Raw genomic sequence first — 18,666 nt, forward strand, 5'->3', positions numbered from 1 at the left:
CCGCAATGACCGATTTGAGCCAGGAGACCGGACCGTACTTCGGCGAGTTCGGAGGCAGGTTCATCCCCGAAGCGCTGATCCCGGCCCTCGACGAGATCGAAGAGACCTGGCGCAAGTCCCAGGTGGACCCGGCCTTCACCGACGAACTCCTCACGCTCCAGCGCAACTACATCGGCCGACCCTCGCTGCTCACCGAGGCCACGCGCTTCGCCGAGCACTGCGGCGGTGCGCGTGTCTTCCTCAAGCGCGAAGATCTCAACCACACGGGCAGCCACAAGATCAACAACGCTTTGGCCCAGGCCCTGCTGGCCAAGCGGATGGGCAAGACTCGCCTCATCGCCGAGACCGGAGCCGGACAGCACGGAGTCGCCACGGCGACCGCCGCAGCACTGCTCGACATGTCCTGCGTGGTCTACATGGGTGAGGAGGACACTCAGCGCCAGGCTCTCAACGTCGCGCGCATGCGTCTGCTCGGCGCCTCGGTCCACGCCGTGACCAACGGCACCCGCACCCTCAAGGATGCGATGAACGAAGCCATGCGCGACTGGGTGGCCAATGTCGACGACACCCACTACGTCATCGGCACGGTCGCCGGCCCCCACCCGTTCCCTGCGATGGTCCGCTCCTTCCAGAACGTCATCGGCATCGAAGCCCGCGAACAGATCCAGGACATGGCCGGCCGTCTGCCCGACGCCGTCTGCGCCTGCGTCGGCGGGGGATCGAACGCCATGGGTCTCTTCGCAGCCTTCCTCGGCGACTCGGACGTGAAGATCTTCGGCTTCGAGGCCGGCGGCGAAGGAGTCGACTCCGGCCATCACGCCGCCCGGTTCTCCGGTGGACGCCCCGGTGTCCTCCACGGCTCGGCCACCTACATCCTCCAGGACTCCGATGGCCAGACACAGGCCTCCCATTCGGTCTCGGCCGGACTCGACTACCCCTCGGTGGGTCCCGAACACTCCCACCTCCACGACATCGGTCGGGTGACCTACGAACCTGTCGTCGACGTCGACGCGATGGAGGCGATGCGGCTGCTCTCCCGCACCGAAGGCATCATCCCCGCCATCGAATCCGCTCATGCCCTGGCCGGAGCCATGCGCGTCGGTCGTGAGCTCGGACCCGACGCGGTCCTGCTGGTCAATCTCTCCGGCCGCGGCGACAAGGACATGACGACCGCCGCGAAATGGTTCGACTACATCGACGAAGGAGCGGTTCAGGTATGACGCACTCGGGCCCACGCACAGGAACCACCCTCGACGCCGTCGCCGAGGCGGGCCGCAAGGCCGCTCTCATCGCCTATCTGCCGGTCGGCTTCCCCACGGTGGAAGGATCGACCGATGCCATGGTCGAGCTCGTCCGCAACGGCGTCGACATCATCGAGGTCGGCATGCCGTACTCCGATCCCGGAATGGACGGACCCGTCATCCAGCGCGCCGGTGAGACGGCGCTGGACAACGGAGTGCGGACCAAGGACATCTTCACCGCGGTCGAAGCCATCGCCTCAGCCGGCGGCACCGCCGTCGTCATGAGCTACTGGAACATCGTGCTCCAGTACGGCATCGACAGCTTCGCCCGCGACCTCGCCTCGGCCGGCGGCGGCGGCATCGTCACTCCCGATCTCATCCCCGATGAGGCCGGACCGTGGTTGGCGGCGTCGGAGACGCACGAGCTCGACCGCATCTTCCTCGCGGCACCCTCATCGACGCCCGAACGGCTCGCCCGAATCGTCGAGCACAGCTCCGGATTCGTCTACGCCGCCTCCACCATGGGTGTCACCGGAGTCCGCTCCGAAGTCGACAACCATGCCCGTGAACTCGTCGCCCGGCTGAAGGAAGCCGGAGCCGAGCGCGCCTGCGTCGGCCTCGGGGTGTCGAACCGCGAACAGGCGGCCGAGGTCGCCGAATACGCCGACGGCGTCATCGTCGGGTCAGCTCTCGTCCGGGCACTGGATTCCGAAGGAGTGGCCGGAGTCGGTCGACTCGCCGCCGAGGTCGCAGAAGGGTGTGCATGAGCTTCAGCCCGGCATGGGTCATCTTCACCATCCTCGGCATCGGACTCGCCGTGTGGATGACGAGCATCCAATGGCGCGCCCGCGGCGGCCATAGGGGAGACTTGTGGGCCATTGCGGTCGTCGGTCTTCCGGCCGCCGTCATCGGCGGACGTCTCGGACATCTGATTTCGGCATCGGACACGTACTTCGGTCCCGACGGCAGTCCGCTGCGGGCGCTGGCCCTCTGGGACGGCGGATTCAGCTTCTGGGGAGCAAGCATCCTGGGCTTCTTCGCCGTCTGGCTGCTCACCCGCTTCCAGGGCATCAGGTTCCGACCGCTGCTCGACTCGGCCGCACCGGGCCTCATCCTGGGCCACGTCGCCGGTGCCTTCAGCGACTGGTTCGACGGTCGCCTCGAACTGGTCATGGTCGTCACCGAATCTGCATGGAACCTCATCGCCTGCGTGGTCCTCATCATCGTGTCCAAACGCCTCCGGCTCGGCTACGGTCAGGTCTTCGCCCTCTACCTGTGCCTGTTCGGCCTCGGTCGGGTCCTGCTCGAAGCTCTGCGGATCGGCACACCGGCCGCCGAGGACGCGCGCCTCCTCCTCGGACTGCCGCTCAACCTCTGGACGGCCATCCTCGCGCTGCTCATCGGCCTCGGCTGGCTCATCGTCTCCCGTCTGCGCCATCGCACCTACGAGACCGGCGTCTACATGCACGGATCCCGTACCCTGCTGCGTCGCCACCGCCGCGGCAAGCACACCTTCGAGATCAATGCACCCAATATCGCCGAGGCGGCCGAGAACTCCGGAGCACCTCTGCCGTCCGTGGCGCGGGTGGCCGACCCCGACGCTCAGGACGGCCCCCGCACGGCCGCTCCGTCCGATCCTGCGTCGGCGACCGCGGCCGCCGACGCAGATGAATCGGAGCGCGACGACGAATCGGGCCTCGATCTCAGCGGACGCCACAGCTTCGGATTCTTCGGAGCGGTCACCTCGGCGATCTCGATCGTGCCCGATGTGCGCGGAAAAGCGGGTCCGGCGCCCCGCGATGAGAGCACCCGCTCGTCCGAAAGCTAAGACGAATAGGTTCACAGTTCGTTCCTTTTTCTGCTTCTTCTGAAATTGCACATGGTGTAAGTTGAGATTCCGGCTGTGAGAGCGATCTCACAGCTGGGCTCGGAGAACACGGTTTCCGGGCTCGTCCATACCGCAGAGGACAGCGTCGTCTTTTCGGAAAATGCTCTACACCGAGAAGGCAGAACATGAACCACAGCGCTCAGTCGACCCCCAGGACCACGGCCCCGCCTGGCCGCATCGGGCTCTACGATCCGGCGCTCGAACACGACAACTGCGGTCTGGCCCTCATCGCCCGCTTCAAGGGCGGCCCCGACCATCTGGTCATCACTCAGGCGCTCGACGCCCTGCGCCGGCTCGAACACCGCGGCGGAATCGGCTCCGACGACGGCACGGGCGACGGTGCCGGACTGACCATCCAGATCCCGCACGACTACTTCGCCTCGCACCTCGCGGAATCCGGAACGTCGCTGCCGGCTCCGGGTGACTACGCGATGGGCATCGGCTTCTTCGCCCAGGACTACGCCACCGACCTCAATGCCGTGACTGCGCCGCTGACCGCGGAGACGCAGCCCGACTTCAGCGCTGAATCAGCCGGCGTCGACCAGGACGTCCTCGTGTCCCGGATCGCCGCAGAAGAGGGGCTGCAGCTCATCCACGTGGAGCCCGTGGCCGTCGACCCCGGAGTGCTCGGTCGGATCGCCGCGGAAACCATGCCGTCCATGCGCTATGTGTTCTTCGGGCTCGACGCCGACCATCCGGCCCGCGATGAGAACGACCTCGCCCGACGGGCCTTCATCGTACGGAAACGGCTCGACAACGCCGGGCTCTACTTCCCTTCTCTGTCGCCGGCTACGCTGACGTTCAAAGGCATGCTCTCGACCGCTCAGCTCGACCGCTTCTTCACCGAGCTCGGCGACGAACGCCTCACCTCGGCGATCGCTCTCGTCCACTCCCGGTTCTCCACGAACACCTTTCCCTCTTGGCAGCTCGCACAGCCGTTCGGAACGATCGCCCACAACGGTGAGATCAACACGGTGCGCGGCAATCGCAATTGGATGCAGGCACGAGAATCCGCATTGGCCAGCGACCTGCTCGAATCCCCGGTCGCCGACACGACCAAGGGACTCGAACGCATCTTCCCGATCATCCCCGCCGGAGCCTCGGACTCCGCGTCATTCAATTCGGTCCTCGAACTCATGGTCGCCTCGGGCCGGTCGCTGCCGCAGGCGATGCTGATGATGATCCCCGAAGCCTGGGAGAACAACCCTGCCATGTCCGAAGAGCGGCGGGCCTTCTACGAGTACCACTCTCTGCTCATGGAGCCCTGGGACGGCCCCGCCTGCGTCGCGTTCACCGACGGCCGACTCGCCGGAGCCGTGCTCGACCGCAACGGGCTGCGCCCGGCCCGATACATCATGACTGACGACACCGTCGTCCTCGCCAGCGAAGCCGGGGTCGTCGACCTGCCCGAAGCCGATGTCACTGCCCGCGGGCGGCTGACTCCCGGCCGGATGTTCCTCGTCGATGTCGAGGGCGGACGCATCATCTCCGACACGGAGATCAAGAACAGCCTCGCCACCGAACATCCCTACCGCGAATGGGTCGAGGCCTCAGCCACCCGCCTGGCCGAACTGCCCACCCGCGTCCATGTCAGCCACCCCAGCTCCTCGGTCCGGAGACGGCAGCGGACCTTCGGATACACGGAGGAGGAGCTGCGAGTGCTCATCGCCCCGATGGCCGAGACCGGGGCCGAACCCCTGGGCGCGATGGGCAGCGACACAGCGATCGCGGCGCTGAGCACTCGTCCGCGGCTGCTCTTCGACCACTTCCACCAGAACTTCGCCCAGGTGACGAACCCGCCCCTGGACTCCATCCGCGAGGACATCGTCACGAGCATGTCATCGGGAATCGGTCGCGAAGGCAATCTGCTGTGCTCAACTCAGCCGGACTCCGCGCATATCCTGCTCGAACGGCCGGTGATCGACAACGACGAACTCACGGCGATCGCGCACCTGGTCGGCAGCCACCTCGGCGAGGACATCACCAGGCCCTCGGTGACGCTGTCGGGACTGTATCCGATCGGTGCTGGTGAGGACGGGATGGCCCGTCGCCTCGCGGATCTGTGTGCGGAGGCGAGCGCCGCGGTCGCCGACGGAGCGGTGTTCCTCATCCTCACGGATCGGGAGTCGAATTCGGAGTACGCGCCGATCCCGTCCCTGCTCCTGACCTCCGCCCTGCACCACCATCTCGTGCGGGAGCGGAGCCGCACCCAGGTGAGCATCATCGTTGAGGCCGGAGACGTCCGCGAGGTCCACCATGCGGCCACGCTCGTGTCCTTCGGCGCCTCCGCGGTCAACCCGTACCTGCTCATGGAGTCGGCCGAGGATCTCGTGAAGTCTGAGAGGATCCGGGGCATCAGCGCCGAGGCGGCCGTGGCCAATGTGCTCACGGCGCTGAACAAGGGCCTGCTGAAGATCATGTCGAAGATGGGCATCTCGACCGTCCAGTCCTACCACGGGGCGCAGACCTTCGAAGCCCTCGGCCTGGCGGATTCGGTCATCGACGAACACTTCACATCGACTCCGCACCAGCTCGGCGGCAAGACGCTCGACGACATCGCGGCCGAGACCACAGCGCGGCACGCCGATGCCTACCGCGAGGACCATCCGCGGCCGGCGCACCGGAACCTGCTCGTCGGTGGCGAATATCAGTGGCGCCGGGAAGGTCCGGGGCATCTGTTCAACCCGGAGACGATCTTCAAGCTGCAGCACTCGACGGCGACCGGTCGCTTCGACATCTTCCGTCAGTACACCCGTGCCGTGGACGAACAGTCCGCTGAGCTGATGACCCTGCGCGGACTCTTCGACCTCGTCCCCACCGAATCGGGACCGATCGACATCTCCGAGGTCGAACCCGCCGAGGCCATCATGCGTCGCTTCTCCACCGGGGCCATGAGCTACGGCTCCCTGTCGGCCGAGGCCCACGAGACGCTGGCAATCGCGATGAACCGGATCGGCGGGAAGTCGAACACGGGAGAGGGCGGCGAAGACACCGAGCGTCTGCTCGACCCGGAGCGTCGGTCGGCGATCAAGCAGATCGCCTCCGGACGGTTCGGCGTCACCAGCCACTACCTCACCGCCGCCGACGATCTGCAGATCAAGATGGCTCAGGGCGCCAAGCCCGGCGAAGGAGGTCAGCTGCCGGGGGAGAAGGTGTACCCGTGGATCGCGAAGACCCGCCACGCCACTCCCGGAGTCGGGCTCATCTCACCGCCCCCGCACCATGACATCTACTCCATCGAAGACCTCGCTCAGCTCATCCACGACCTCGGTCGGGCCAATGCGGCCGCCCGCGTCCACGTCAAACTCGTCTCCGGAATCGGTGTCGGGACTGTGGCCGCCGGAGTAGCGAAGGCCGGAGCCGATGTCGTGCTCATCTCCGGCCACGACGGAGGCACGGGCGCCAGCCCGCTCAACTCGCTCAAGCACGCCGGCACCCCGTGGGAGCTGGGACTCGCCGAAGCCCAGCAGACTCTCGTGCTCAACGGACTGCGCGAACGCATCAGCGTCCAGGTCGACGGGCAGCTGAAGACCGGCCGCGACGTCATCATCGCCGCCCTGCTCGGGGCCGAGGAATTCGGCTTCGCGACCACCGCCCTCGTCGTCTCCGGGTGCATTATGATGCGCGTGTGCCATCAGGACACCTGCCCGGTCGGCGTTGCCACACAGAACCCGAAGCTGCGCGAACGGTTCCACGGTCAGGCCGATCACGTCGTGAACTTCTTCACCTTCATCGCCGAGGAGGTCCGCGGCTACCTCGCTCAGCTGGGACTGCGCAGCCTCGATGAGGCGATCGGCGCGGTCGAACGACTGCGCATCGACGCAGACCGGGCGGCCGCCTCGGGGCTGGACCTCGATCTGACTCCGATCCTGACTGTCCCGACCGACCTCGACGGCACCCCCGCCTCGGCGAGGGTGAGTCGAACACGCACCCCACGCGACTTCACGGGCGAGCTCGACGATCGCCTGCTGGAACAGGCGGGAGCGGAGATCGCCGCGGGAGTACCGGTGCACTTGAACGCCGAGGTGGCGAATACGCACCGTTCGGTCGGCACGCTGCTCGGCCACCGGGTGACCCAGGCTCACGGCGGGGACGGCCTTCCTGCGGGAACTGTGCGCGTGTCCCTGAACGGAACTGCGGGACAGTCCCTGGGTGCTTTCCTACCGCACGGTGTGAGCATCGATCTGCACGGGGACGCCAACGACTACGTCGGTAAGGGACTGTCGGGAGGGACGATCAGCATCGCGCCCCGCCCGGAGAACCCCACGCGGCCCGAACACAATGTCATCGCCGGCAACGTTATCGGCTACGGAGCAACGGCCGGATCGATGTTCCTGTCCGGAATGGTCGGAGAGAGATTCCTCGTGCGCAACTCCGGGGTGGAAGCCGTCGTCGAAGGCATCGGCGACCACGGACTGGAATACATGACCGGGGGAGTGGCAGTCATCCTCGGATCCACCGGACGCAACTTCGCGGCCGGAATGTCCGGCGGAACGGCGTTCGTCCTCGACTTCAACCCCAGCCGGCTAAACCCGAAGGAACGGGCTGCAGGCGTCTTCAGATTCGGCGGCATCGGGGACTCCGACGCTCCGGTCCTGCAGGGGCTGCTGAGCGACCACGTCGCGGCCACCGGATCCCCGCTGGCCGGCGAACTGCTGGCCGGACTCGACCGCGGCCAGGACATCCTGTCCCGCTTCACCAAGATCATTCCCGTCGCCTATGCACGGGTCAAAGACATCCAGGAAGAGATCGCGAACAGCGGCGACACCGCCGATTCCGAGAACACCTGGCAGACCATTCTGGAGGCGACCCATGGCTGATCCGCGAGGATTCCTCACCACCACCGAACGCGAACTCCCTGCCCGCAGGCCCGTGCCCATCCGGCTCATGGACTACTCCGAGGTCTACGAAAAGGGTGATCCCGCACAGCTGCGTCGACAGGCTTCTCGCTGCATGGACTGCGGAGTGCCGTTCTGCCATCAGGGATGCCCTCTGGGCAACCTCATTCCGGAGTTCAACGACGCTATGTATCGCGGGGAGCTGTCGCGCGCCGTGGAGCTGCTCCACGCGACGAACAACTTCCCCGAATTCACCGGCCGGGCTTGCCCGGCACCGTGTGAGAACGCCTGCGTGCTCGGCATCAACCAACCCGCCGTGACGATTAAACAGGTCGAGGTCTCCATCGTCGACGACGGATTCGCCGCCGGCCTCATCACTCCGGTCGTCCCCGACCGGATCACCGGGCACACCATCGCTGTCATCGGGTCCGGACCGGCCGGACTCGCCGCTGCCCAGCAGCTGACCCGAGCCGGGCACACCGTCGTCGTCTTCGAGCGCGAGGACCGCCTCGGCGGACTGCTGCGTTACGGGATCCCGGACTTCAAACTCGAGAAGCACCATATCGACCGTCGACTGACCCAGATGCGAGCCGAAGGCACTCGGTTCGAAACCGGAGTCGAGATCGGCCGCGACATCGGCTTCGCCGAGCTGCAGACCCGCTTCGATGCGGTGCTGGTGGCCACCGGTGCCACCGTGCCCCGCGATATGGACCTGCCGGGGCGCGACCTCGACGGAATCGAATTCGCCATGGACTACCTCGTGCCGTCGAACAAGGCGCAGGCGGCCGACGCGGCATCGACGGCTGACTCCGGCCAGCTCATCGATGCCGCCGGCAAGCACGTCGTCATCATCGGCGGCGGCGACACCGGGGCCGACTGCCTGGGCACCGCTCTGCGCCAGGGAGCCGCCTCGGTGACGACCTTGGCCATCGGCAGCCAGCCGCCGGTCGACCGCGATGCCGACTCACCGTGGCCGACGGTCCCGCGGATCTTCGAGGTCCAATCCTCACACGAGGAAGGCGGAACCAGGCGCTACCTGGCATCGACCACTCGATTCGTCGGGAACGAGTCGGGCAGAGTCTGCGGAATCGAAGTCGCGCAGACGCAGTTCGTCGACGGCCGCCGCCTCCCGACACCGGGCACCGAGCACGTCATCCCCGCCGATCTCGTGCTGCTGGCCCTGGGATTCAGCGGACCGGAGACTGCCGCGATCGACCTCGAAGCGGGAGCCAAGGGTGCATTCTCACGAACCGAGGACTATGGGGCGGGGCCCGGAGTCTTCGTCGCCGGCGATGCCGGGCGCGGACAGTCGCTCATCGTCTGGGCGATCGCGGAAGGACGTGCCGCGGCCGCCGAAGTCGACCGCTTCCTCACCGGGTCGACGCGGCTGCCGGCAACCGTCCGACCTGCCGACGAAGGGTTCAAATGCTAAGATGATGCATGTCAGAAATTGAGAAGAGGCGGTGGTGCGGCACAGCGAAGTGCCGCGCGCACACCGCCCGTGACCAGCGGTGAGCGGTGGTGACCGCCCGCTGAGACTTTAGGTAGGGTGGAGCGTATGAGGCGTGCAAAGATAGTCGCAACTTTAGGTCCGAACCAGAACTCCTATGAAGAGATCCGCGAGCTCGTCGATGAAGGCGTCGATGTCGCTCGATTCAACCTCAGCCACGGAAAACGAGAAGAGCACGAAGAGAAGTTCGCCTGGGTCCGCCAGGCTGCTCTCGACACCGGACGACCCGTCGCCGTCCTGCTGGACCTCCAAGGTCCGAAGATCCGCGTAGGCACCTTCTCCAACGGCAAGGAAGAGCTCGTCGAAGGGGCTGCCTTCACGATCACCAGCCGTGACGTCCCCGGCACCGTAGAGCTTGTATCCACGACCCTGCCGACCTTGGCAGAAGACGTGTCCGTGGGCGACCCGCTGCTCATCGACGACGGTCGCCTCCGCCTGCGTGCCACCGAGGTGACCGACACCGACGTGGTCACCGAGGTCGAGATCGGCGGAACCATCTCCAACCACAAGGGCATCAACCTCCCCGGAGTGCCGGTGTCCGTCCCCGCGCTGTCCGAGAAGGACGTCGACGACCTCAAATGGGGTCTGCAGCTCGGCTTCGACTGGGTTGCCCTGTCGTTCGTCCGCAGCCCCGAGGACATGAACGATGTGCGTGCGGTCATGGATGAGGTCGGAATCACCGCCCCGGTCATCGCCAAGCTCGAGAAGCCGCAGGCGGTCGACCAGCTCGATGAGGTCATCGATGCCTTCGACGGAATCATGGTCGCCCGCGGCGACCTCGGCGTCGAACTGCCGCTCGAGCAGGTGCCGATCGTGCAGAAGCGGGCCGTGGAGATCGCCCGTCAACAGGCCAAGCCCGTCATCGTCGCCACGCAGATGCTCGAGACGATGATCGATGCACCGCGGCCCACCCGCGCCGAAGCCAGCGACTGCGCGAACGCCGTCCTCGACGGCGCCGATGCGCTCATGCTCTCCGGCGAGACCTCGGTGGGTGCCCACTGGGTCGAGGCGATCCGGACCATGAGCCGGATCATCGGCTCCACCGAGGAGCACGGCCTCGAACGGATTCCGGAGTTGGGCACCGTCCCGCACACGAAGGGCGGAGCCGTCACCGCGGCGGCCGTGCAGATTGCTGAACAACTCGATATCGACCTTCTGTGCACCTTCTCGCAGACCGGCGACTCCGTGCGACGCATGTCCCGGCTGCGTCCGGCCTGGCCGATCCTCGGCTTCACGCCCGACCCGCAGGTCCGTCACCAGCTTGCGCTGACCTGGGGAGTCCGGCCGTACCTTGTGAAGACCGTGCGCCACACCGACCAGATGGCGCGTCAGGTCGATGCCGTTCTGCTGGCCGACGGCACGGCCCGCGAAGGCGATCAGAGCATCCTCGTGGCCGGTTCTCCTCCTGGAATCCCGGGTTCGACGAACGCCCTGCGCATCCACACCATCGGTGATGCCGCCAAGGGTGTGACGGCCGCCTATCAGGATGCCTCGGACTCCGAGGAGGATCCGCTGGCCGGGTACGGAGTCGTGGCAGAGGCGCCCATCACCCGTGAGGTGCCGATCGTGCGCGAGGGCCACTCGCCCCGCCACTGACTGTCCCCCGGCCCGAACGCCGACGGCGCCTGCCCCATGATCACGGGGCAGGCGCCGGCGGCGTCTCTGTGTCCGCAGGTGTGTGGGGTGGGGGTCCGGGGTTGCGCGATGCGTGAGCCCGGAGTGCGATGCGGATCACACCAATTCATGGAATTTCCCAGATTGCTCAACAGTTGTGCTCTCTGTTGCCTAATCCTCTCTGCGGATCTCAGAGGGGAGGACCCGCTAGGAGAGGAATTCAATGAGACTGCCCGCGTGGAGCAAGTCCTTCGGAGTGCAGGTGACCATCGCACTCATCGTCGGTGTCATCCTCGGGCTCATCGCCCGCTCTTGGGGACCAGTCAGCGACAACGCTGACAACTGGCTCGGCCAGACCCTGGACACCATCGGCTCGTCATATGTCACCCTGCTCAAGGCCGCCGTCGTACCGCTGGTGATCACCGCGATCATCGCTAGCATCGGCAACCTGCGCAAGGTCACCAATGCCGCCAGGCTTGCGATGTCGACCTTGCTGTGGTTCGCGCTGACCGCCCTCATCGCCGTTGTCCTCGGACTCATCATCGGCGTCGTCATGCAGCCCGGCGCCCACGCCGATGCCTCTTCGCTCAGCGCCGGTGCACCGGACTCCCAGGGCAGCTGGCTCGGCTTCCTCACCGGACTGATCCCAGTGAACTTCCTCGGACTCGAGGTGGCCACCGCACCGGATGAGTCCGGAGCCGTGACCTCCGAGGTCAACTTCAACATCCTCCAGCTCATCATCGTCTCCGGTGCCATCGGCATCGCGGCTGTCAAGGTCGGCAAGGCCGCAGAACCGTTCCTCGAGTTCACTGAGGCGGCCCTGGCCGTGGTCCAGAAGGTCGTCTGGTGGATCGTGCGCATCGCTCCGATCGGTACGCTCGGCCTCATCGGCAACGCCGTGAACTCCTACGGCTGGTCGACGATGGGATCGCTGCTGTGGTTCGTCGTCGCCGTCTACATCGGCCTCGCGATCGTGTTCTTCATCGTCTACCCGGCCCTGGCCCGGGCGAACGGACTGTCCGTGCGCCAGTACTTCTCCGGAGTCTGGCCGGCCACTCAGATGGGCTTCGTCTCTCGGTCCTCGATCGGCACCATGCCGGTGACGCAGAAGGTCGCCACCGACAACTTCGGAGTGCCCCACTCCTACGCCGCCTTCGCCGTGCCCTTCGGTGCGACGACGAAGATGGACGGCTGCGCAGCGATCTACCCGGCCATCGCTGCGGTGTTCGTCGCCCAGTTCTTCGGCATCGACCTCTCTCTCATCCAATACCTGCTCATCGTCTTCGTCGCCGTCATCGGCTCGGCCGCCACGGCCGGTACGACTGGTGCGACCGTGATGCTCACGCTGACCCTGTCGACCCTGGGTCTGCCGCTCGAAGGCGTCGGTCTGCTGCTGGCCATCGAACCGATCGTCGACATGGGCCGCACCGCGCTCAACGTCTCCGGTCAGGCACTCGTCCCCGCCATCGTGGCCAAGCGCCATGAGATCCTGGACGTCGAACGATTCGATGCCCCGCGCATCAACGGCTACGTTCCGACCGAGGAGGAGGCAGATGTCGACGAGACCCGCACCGAGGGTGCCAGCTCCCAGAGTTGATCTCCTCTCCGCCGAGGGGCTGGCCGAGCACGATGTCCAGCAAGTGACATCGCTGCTCGGCCGTCTCGTTGATGGGGGAGCAGCCCTCGGCTGGGTGAGTGCACCCGCGACCGCAGAGATCGGCGAACTCGTCGAACGCCTGGCCGCAGGCACAGTGGCCGGGGAAGCGGCCGCGGCCATTGCTCGCAGCGGCGACGAGATCACCGGGTTTGCTTTCTGGCACCGTTACACCCGACCGACCTTCCGGCCTCATGTCGACATCGAGAAGGTCGCGGTCGCTCCGGAGGCTCAGGGCCGGGGAGTGGGGAAGGGGCTGATGGAAGCGCTCATTCGGGCGGCGCATCGTCGCGGAACAGAAGTCATCACCCTCGACCTGCGCGGTGACAATGCGGCTGCCATCGGCCTCTACGAATCCTTGGGCTTCACCCGATACGGTCGGCTACCGGATTTCGTGGCGGTCGGTCAGGAGCGGTTCGATACGCTCCTGTACTCCCTCGACCTGCGTCGCTGACGCCACCGGCCGCCGGAAAACGCAGAAGGCACTGTCGACATCATGGTCGACAGTGCCTTCGTCTGTACCGGATGCGGGACTCGAACCCGCACGTCTTTCGACAATGCATTTTGAGTGCACCGCGTCTACCGATTCCGCCAATCCGGCTCGTCACCAGCTGTCCCGGGAGACCGCCTGCGCGACGGGGACGATTCTACTGTGTGGGCGGGCCGATTGCACAATCGATACGCTCCGGTGGCCGTCGTCACCGGCCGTGGGCACCCTCACAGAAGAAACTTGCCGGTCCGCTGGCCACGACGCTGAGCGCCTGGTCTAGACTGGTGACGTGCTTTCAAACAGCGAAGAATCAACTTCAGATGAGTCCGTGCCGGTCCGCCGCGTAGTCGTGGCCGAAGACGAGGCCGTGATTCGTCTCGATATCGTAGAAATGCTCCGCGAGGTCGGCTACGACGTCGTCGGTGAGGCTGCGGACGGCGAATCCGCCATCCGCCTGGCTGAGGAGCTGCGCCCGGACCTCGTCGTCATGGACATCAAGATGCCCATCCTCGACGGAATCTCCGCAGCCGAGCGCATCGCCCGCGCCCGCATCGCCCCCGTCGTGCTGCTCACCGCCTTCTCGCAGAAGGAGCTCGTCGAGCGTGCCCGCGATGCCGGCGCCATGGCCTATGTCGTCAAACCGTTCACCTCGGCCGACCTCATCCCGGCCCTGGAGATCGCGCTCTCGCGTCATGCCGAGATCAGCTCGCTCGAATCGGAGATCTCCGATCTCACCGAACGCTTCGAGACCCGCAAGCTCGTCGAGCGAGCAAAGAGCCTCCTGCAGACCTCCATGGGGCTGAGCGAGCCCGAGGCCTTCCGCTGGATCCAGAAGACCTCGATGGACCGTCGCCTGACGATGCGCGAGGTCGCCGAGACCGTGCTCAAGCAGATCGGTTCGAAGAAGTAACGACCTTCCGGACCAGACAGGTCCGAACCCGAAACCTGAGAGGGCCGGCGAATCCGAGATGGATTCGCCGGCCCTCTGCTTTCGTTGCGGGAGCAAACGCAGAGGAAGCTTTCGCCTCAGCCCTTCGGTTCGGTCTTGAGAATCATGTTCGTGATCCGCACGATCGAGAGCAGCCGACCCGATTCGTCGGTCATCTTCACCTCATGCGAGACGATCGTGCGACCCTGATGGAGCACCTCGGCGCGACCGGTGACCACACCTTCACGAGCGGCACGCAGATGAGTGGCATTGAGATCCACGCCGACGACGTTCTTGCCGCCGGAGAGCAGAAACGAATGCATCGAGGCCAGTGACTCGGCGAGAACGACGTGTCCGCCTCCGTGGAAGAGACCCATCGGCTGCCGATTCCCCTCGACAGGAGCAGTGGCCACCACATGGTCATGGGCGAGTTCGACGAACTCGATTCCCATCCTCTCGGCCAGCTCACCACCGGAACCCGGTGCGCGCAGCTGCTCGAGCAGCGTGTCGAACTCCTCAGAGGTGGTGTGAGCGGTCAGGGACACGTCGGGTCGCAGCATCGGTTCTCCTTCAAGTCAGCTTCGAACGCTAGGCTATGCCATGTGAGTCACTCAAACGAATCCCTCCTGCTCATCGACGGACACTCCCTGGCCTACCGGGCTTTCCACGCCCTGCCGGTCGAGAACTTCTCCACCAGCACCGGCCAGACGACGAATGCCATATACGGCTTCATCTCCATGCTCATCAACGTCCTGCGCGACGAAGAGCCCAGCCATGCGGCCGTGGCCTTCGACCTCGGACGCCAGACCTTCCGCCTCGAGGAATACCCCGAGTACAAGGCCGGTCGGGCGAAGACTCCGCCCGAGTTCCATCCGCAGATCGACCTCATCAAGGACATCGTCACGGCGATGGGCATCCGGGTCGTGACGAAGGAGGGTTTCGAGGCCGACGACGCCCTGGCAACGATGGCGAGGATGGGCACCGAGGCCGGAGTCGCCGTCGAGGTGATGAGCGGTGACAAGGATTCGTTCCAGCTCGCATCCGACCGAGTGACGATCCTCTACCCGAAGCGCGGGGTCAGCGACCTCAATCGGATGACTCCTTCCGCTGTCGAGGAGAAGTATGGGGTCAGCCCCGCGAACTACAGGGGACTGGCCGCGCTCGTCGGTGAGAAGGCTGACAATCTGCCCGGCGTGCCGGGAGTCGGTGACAAGACCGCCGCCAAATGGCTCACTGCCCATGGAGACCTGCCCGGAGTGCTGGAGAACGCAGATTCCATCGGCGGCAAGGTCGGCGAGAAGCTGCGCGATCATGTCACCGAGGTGGAGCGGAACTACCGACTCAACCGCCTCCTCGACGACGTCGATCTGGGGTTGGAGTTCGATGACCTGGCCTGGGGCGAAGGCGACCCGGCCGAACTGTCGAGCCTGTTCGATCAGCTCGAATTCCAAGCCCTCGGCAAGCGTCTGGCCGCGATCTTCCCCGAAGCGGGGACCGAAGCCGAGCCGGCACCGGCGCGGGAGACGAACATCGAGGCCGTCGACATCGACGCTCTGCTGACGAAGATTGCCGGCCATGATGTGCTGGCGCTCGATTCCGACGCCTCCTTCGAGCTCGGCCATGGTCAGGCACGCACCCTCGCAGTCTCCGCCGAACCCGGGCAGGCATGGGTCGTCGACCTCGCCGAGGCGGGGCAGAAGGAGATCGGCAAGCTCGGTTCCGCGCTGGGCGGACATTCGCTCATCCTCCACAGCTCGAAGCTGCAGATCAAAGCTTGGGAGTCGATGGGACTGTCCGTGACCGATATCGCCGGGGACACGGCTCTCGCCGCCTACCTGCTCGTTCCCGACGCCCGCTCCTACGAACTCGGGCAGATCGCCTCCGACCGAGCGGGAATCGACCTCAGCGAACCCGAATCCGATTCCGGGCAGCTCGCCCTCGACCTCGACTCGGATGCCGCGGTGACCACTCACGGCCAACGCGCCGCCGCCCTGCTCGAAGTCCACGAGGTGCTCGCGAAGGCGCTCGACGACGCGAACATGACGCAGGTGTACCGCGATATCGAACTGCCGCTCGTGCCCGTGCTCGCGCGCATGGAATCGACCGGAATCGCCGTCGACGAGGCCGGACTGTCGAATCTCATCGAGGAATTCACGAAACAGGCCGAAGCCAGTGCACAAGAGGCCTACAATGCGATCGGCCACGAGGTGAACCTCGGTTCCCCCAAGCAGCTGCAGACCGTGCTCTTCGACGAACTCGATATGCCCAAGACCAAGCGGACGAAGACCGGCTATACGACGGATGCCGAAGCCCTGGCCGAACTGTTCGTCAAGACCGAACACCCCTTCCTCCAGCACCTGCTGGCCTACCGGGATTCGACGAAGCTCAAGCAGACCGTCGTCGGACTGCTCAAAACCGTTGCCGACGACGGCCGCATCCACACCACGTACCAGCAGACCGTGGCCGCCACCGGACGGCTCTCGTCGTTGGACCCGAACCTGCAGAACATCCCGGTGCGGACGGAATCGGGCCGACGCATCCGCGACATTTTCATCGCCGACCCCGAGGTGTCGGACGGGACTCTGCTCACCGCCGACTATTCCCAGATCGAAATGCGGATCATGGCACACCTGTCCGGCGACGCCGCGCTCATCCAGGCGTTCAAGGACGGCGAGGACCTCCACTCCTATGTCGGCTCGAAGGTTTTCGGGGTCGGCATCGACGAGGTGGACTCCGAGATGCGGTCGAAGGTCAAAGCCATGTCCTACGGGCTGGTCTACGGACTCTCCGCCTACGGGCTCTCACGGCAGCTGGCGATCGGTGTCGACGAGGCCAAGGGACTGATGGACCAGTACTTCGAGCGCTTCGGAGCCGTCAAGGACTACCTCGACGACATCGTCGAGCAGGCCCGCGCGAAGGGCTTCACGGAGACCATCATGGGCCGCCGCCGCTATCTGCCGGCGCTGCACAGCGACCGCCGACAGCTGCGGGACATGGCCGAACGCGCCGCACTCAACGCACCGATCCAGGGTTCGGCCGCCGACATCATGAAGATCGCCATGCTCAAGGTCGCCGATCGGCTGCAGGGTCTGCAGTCGCCGATGCTGCTGCAAGTCCATGACGAGATCATCGTCGACGTCCGTCCCGACGAGATCGATGAGGTGAAGACGATCGTCACAGAGGAGATGGGTTCGGCATTCGAACTCGATGTGCCCCTGGACGTCAACGTCGGCACCGGCCGTTCCTGGCATGCCGCCGCTCACTGAGTGGATTGCACAGCGATAGGCGAAAGCTCCGCGCGTTTCACCTAGGCTGACGGCATGGCGACCGAAACCGAAGATGCACGCGAGCTGGAGAACTTCGCGACAGCCGGCAGGTGGATCTGTTCCCCGTTGTGCACGATCGACGATTCCCAGTGGGATGCGCCGGGGCTGAGTGGATGGGATGTCCGGAGCCTCGTCGGCCACGGCATCGACATCGCCGCTGCGATCGGAGTCGGGCCCGCAGTTTCCGACCCCGCGCTGCGGGACACATCGGAGATCGCCGTCGGACTCGCGGTCAGGGGAGGGACAGGCAGCCGTGCCCCCGCCGCACTGACGGGGCGCGGGGGACCGGCAGGTGACTTCAGCGTGCTCGGCTGAGCCGCGTATCAGCCCTTGTGCAGGGTGGTGGAGAAGATCACGGTACCGGGCATGAGCGCTCCGCGCAGCGGCGACCAGCCTCCCCACGCTGTCCGATTCTCTTCGGGCCATTCGGGTTCGGTCACCGAATCGATTGTGAAGCCGGCATCGACGAGGAGACTGACCCAATCGCTCATCGTCCGGTGGTGCTCCGCGTAGACCGGCTGACCGTCAGAAGACAGTTCGACGTACGGGGTGCGGTCGAAATACGAGTATTCGACGGTCAGGCCGGCCTCGCCGGGAACGTCGGGGAACATCCATCGCATCGGGTGAGTCGTCGAGAAGACCCACTGCCCGCCGCTGCGCAGGACTCGGGCCACCTCGGCGAAGACGACCTCGGCGTCCTTGACGAAGGGCAGGGCGCCATAGGAGGAGAACGCTCCGTCGAAGCTGTTCGACGCGAACGGCAGCTGCCGGGCATCGGCGAGGAGGAACGTCGGGGGAGTCGCCTCGGTGCTCAGGGGATGCTCGCGCTGCAGACGCGACGCCTGCTCGAGCATTCCGGCGGAGACATCGACGCCCGTGGTGATCGCTCCCTGTTCGGCCAGCCACCGGGAGCACTGGCCGGCACCGCAGCCGACCTCGAGCACCTGCTTCCGGTCGACGTCACCGAGGAGCCGCACATCGGATTCGTGAATTCCTTCGGGACACCAGATGAAATCCGAAGCGCCGAGGAACGTGCCGTGTTCGGCCAGATACTCCTCTGCAGAGTTGTCCCAGTAGCTGCGATTGGCCCGGACTGAAGCCTCTTCGTCGATCGGGAGATAGCCACCGCTGATGACCTCGGCTCCGTCAGTTCCTTCGCTCATGGTTCCTCCGTGGC

13 protein-coding genes and 1 tRNA gene are annotated in these 18,666 nt (G+C 65.7%); 11 read left to right on the forward strand and 3 right to left on the reverse strand.

Annotation, left to right across the window (positions count from 1 at the left end):
• Window positions 1-5: 5 nt before the first annotated feature.
• The 8 genes from trpB to BLU88_RS10825 all read left to right on the forward strand — a co-directional run bounded on the left by trpB (window position 6) and on the right by BLU88_RS10825 (window position 13,199).
• The gene (trpB, locus tag BLU88_RS10790) at window positions 6-1,220 is read left to right on the forward strand and encodes a tryptophan synthase subunit beta (RefSeq protein WP_092013573.1); all 1,215 of its coding nucleotides are present in this window, start codon (window positions 6-8) and stop codon (window positions 1,218-1,220) included.
• Window positions 1,217-2,008 (forward strand): tryptophan synthase subunit alpha, encoded by a 792-nt coding sequence (trpA, locus tag BLU88_RS10795; RefSeq protein WP_092013575.1) that lies wholly within the window; start codon window positions 1,217-1,219, stop codon window positions 2,006-2,008. The genes trpB and trpA overlap by 4 nt, the downstream gene beginning before the upstream one ends.
• The gene (locus BLU88_RS10800; RefSeq protein ID WP_092013578.1) at window positions 2,005-3,069 is read left to right on the forward strand and encodes a prolipoprotein diacylglyceryl transferase; all 1,065 of its coding nucleotides are present in this window, start codon (window positions 2,005-2,007) and stop codon (window positions 3,067-3,069) included. The genes trpA and BLU88_RS10800 overlap by 4 nt, the downstream gene beginning before the upstream one ends.
• A gap of 185 nt (window positions 3,070-3,254) precedes the next feature.
• On the forward strand, window positions 3,255-7,949 hold the full coding sequence (gltB, locus tag BLU88_RS10805; RefSeq protein WP_092013580.1) for a glutamate synthase large subunit: 4,695 nt from the start codon (window positions 3,255-3,257) through the stop codon (window positions 7,947-7,949).
• Window positions 7,942-9,399 (forward strand): glutamate synthase subunit beta, encoded by a 1,458-nt coding sequence (locus tag BLU88_RS10810; protein ID WP_092013583.1) that lies wholly within the window; start codon window positions 7,942-7,944, stop codon window positions 9,397-9,399. Before gltB ends, BLU88_RS10810 begins: the two co-directional genes overlap by 8 nt.
• Window positions 9,400-9,525: 126 nt before the next feature.
• On the forward strand, window positions 9,526-11,073 hold the full coding sequence (gene pyk, locus BLU88_RS10815; protein WP_092013586.1) for a pyruvate kinase: 1,548 nt from the start codon (window positions 9,526-9,528) through the stop codon (window positions 11,071-11,073).
• Between the two features lie 241 nt (window positions 11,074-11,314).
• On the forward strand, window positions 11,315-12,688 hold the full coding sequence (locus tag BLU88_RS10820; protein ID WP_092013589.1) for a dicarboxylate/amino acid:cation symporter: 1,374 nt from the start codon (window positions 11,315-11,317) through the stop codon (window positions 12,686-12,688).
• A complete protein-coding gene (locus tag BLU88_RS10825; RefSeq protein WP_197678130.1) occupies window positions 12,645-13,199 on the forward strand; it encodes a GNAT family N-acetyltransferase in 555 nt (184 codons plus the stop codon). The genes BLU88_RS10820 and BLU88_RS10825 overlap by 44 nt, the downstream gene beginning before the upstream one ends.
• Window positions 13,200-13,264: 65 nt before the next feature.
• On the opposite strand, the gene BLU88_RS10830 is transcribed toward BLU88_RS10825, so the two are convergent.
• Window positions 13,265-13,346 (reverse strand) — tRNA-Leu (locus BLU88_RS10830).
• 178 nt (window positions 13,347-13,524) lie between these two features.
• On the opposite strand from BLU88_RS10830, the gene BLU88_RS10835 reads away from it, so the two are divergent.
• Window positions 13,525-14,145: an ANTAR domain-containing response regulator gene (locus tag BLU88_RS10835; protein ID WP_035320143.1), complete on the forward strand. Its 621-nt coding sequence runs from the start codon at window positions 13,525-13,527 to the stop codon at window positions 14,143-14,145.
• Between the two features lie 116 nt (window positions 14,146-14,261).
• Here BLU88_RS10835 and BLU88_RS10840 read toward each other — a convergent pair whose 3' ends face one another.
• Window positions 14,262-14,723: a PaaI family thioesterase gene (locus BLU88_RS10840; protein ID WP_092013595.1), complete on the reverse strand. Its 462-nt coding sequence runs from the start codon at window positions 14,721-14,723 to the stop codon at window positions 14,262-14,264.
• Window positions 14,724-14,765: 42 nt separating this feature from the next.
• On the opposite strand from BLU88_RS10840, the gene polA reads away from it, so the two are divergent.
• Entirely contained in the window at window positions 14,766-17,429 is a 2,664-nt protein-coding gene (polA, locus tag BLU88_RS10845; protein WP_092013598.1) for a DNA polymerase I, read from the forward strand.
• Between the two features lie 54 nt (window positions 17,430-17,483).
• Entirely contained in the window at window positions 17,484-17,804 is a 321-nt protein-coding gene (locus tag BLU88_RS10850; protein WP_092013602.1) for a hypothetical protein, read from the forward strand.
• 8 nt (window positions 17,805-17,812) lie between these two features.
• Here BLU88_RS10850 and BLU88_RS10855 read toward each other — a convergent pair whose 3' ends face one another.
• The gene (locus BLU88_RS10855) at window positions 17,813-18,652 is read right to left on the reverse strand and encodes a class I SAM-dependent methyltransferase (RefSeq protein ID WP_092013605.1); all 840 of its coding nucleotides are present in this window, start codon (window positions 18,650-18,652) and stop codon (window positions 17,813-17,815) included.
• Window positions 18,653-18,666 lie beyond the last annotated feature (14 nt).

The organism is Brevibacterium siliguriense (assembly GCF_900105315.1).
In the GTDB taxonomy this organism is placed as follows: Bacteria; Actinomycetota; Actinomycetes; order Actinomycetales; family Brevibacteriaceae; genus Brevibacterium; species Brevibacterium siliguriense.

Excerpts from the sequence above, each read along its gene's own strand:
- trpB (WP_092013573.1), top strand. The coding sequence starts at position 6 with ATGACCGATTTGAGCCAGGAGACCGGACCGTACTTCGGCGAGTTCGGA.
- BLU88_RS10810 (WP_092013583.1), top strand. The coding sequence starts at position 7,942 with ATGGCTGATCCGCGAGGATTCCTCACCACCACCGAACGCGAACTCCCT.
- gltB (WP_092013580.1), top strand. The coding sequence starts at position 3,255 with ATGAACCACAGCGCTCAGTCGACCCCCAGGACCACGGCCCCGCCTGGC.
- BLU88_RS10855 (WP_092013605.1), bottom strand. The coding sequence starts at position 18,652 with ATGAGCGAAGGAACTGACGGAGCCGAGGTCATCAGCGGTGGCTATCTC.
- BLU88_RS10825 (WP_197678130.1), top strand. The coding sequence starts at position 12,645 with ATGTCGACGAGACCCGCACCGAGGGTGCCAGCTCCCAGAGTTGATCTC.
- BLU88_RS10850 (WP_092013602.1), top strand. The coding sequence starts at position 17,484 with ATGGCGACCGAAACCGAAGATGCACGCGAGCTGGAGAACTTCGCGACA.
- BLU88_RS10820 (WP_092013589.1), top strand. The coding sequence starts at position 11,315 with ATGAGACTGCCCGCGTGGAGCAAGTCCTTCGGAGTGCAGGTGACCATC.
- trpA (WP_092013575.1), top strand. The coding sequence starts at position 1,217 with ATGACGCACTCGGGCCCACGCACAGGAACCACCCTCGACGCCGTCGCC.
- BLU88_RS10800 (WP_092013578.1), top strand. The coding sequence starts at position 2,005 with ATGAGCTTCAGCCCGGCATGGGTCATCTTCACCATCCTCGGCATCGGA.
- pyk (WP_092013586.1), top strand. The coding sequence starts at position 9,526 with ATGAGGCGTGCAAAGATAGTCGCAACTTTAGGTCCGAACCAGAACTCC.
- BLU88_RS10840 (WP_092013595.1), bottom strand. The coding sequence starts at position 14,723 with ATGCTGCGACCCGACGTGTCCCTGACCGCTCACACCACCTCTGAGGAG.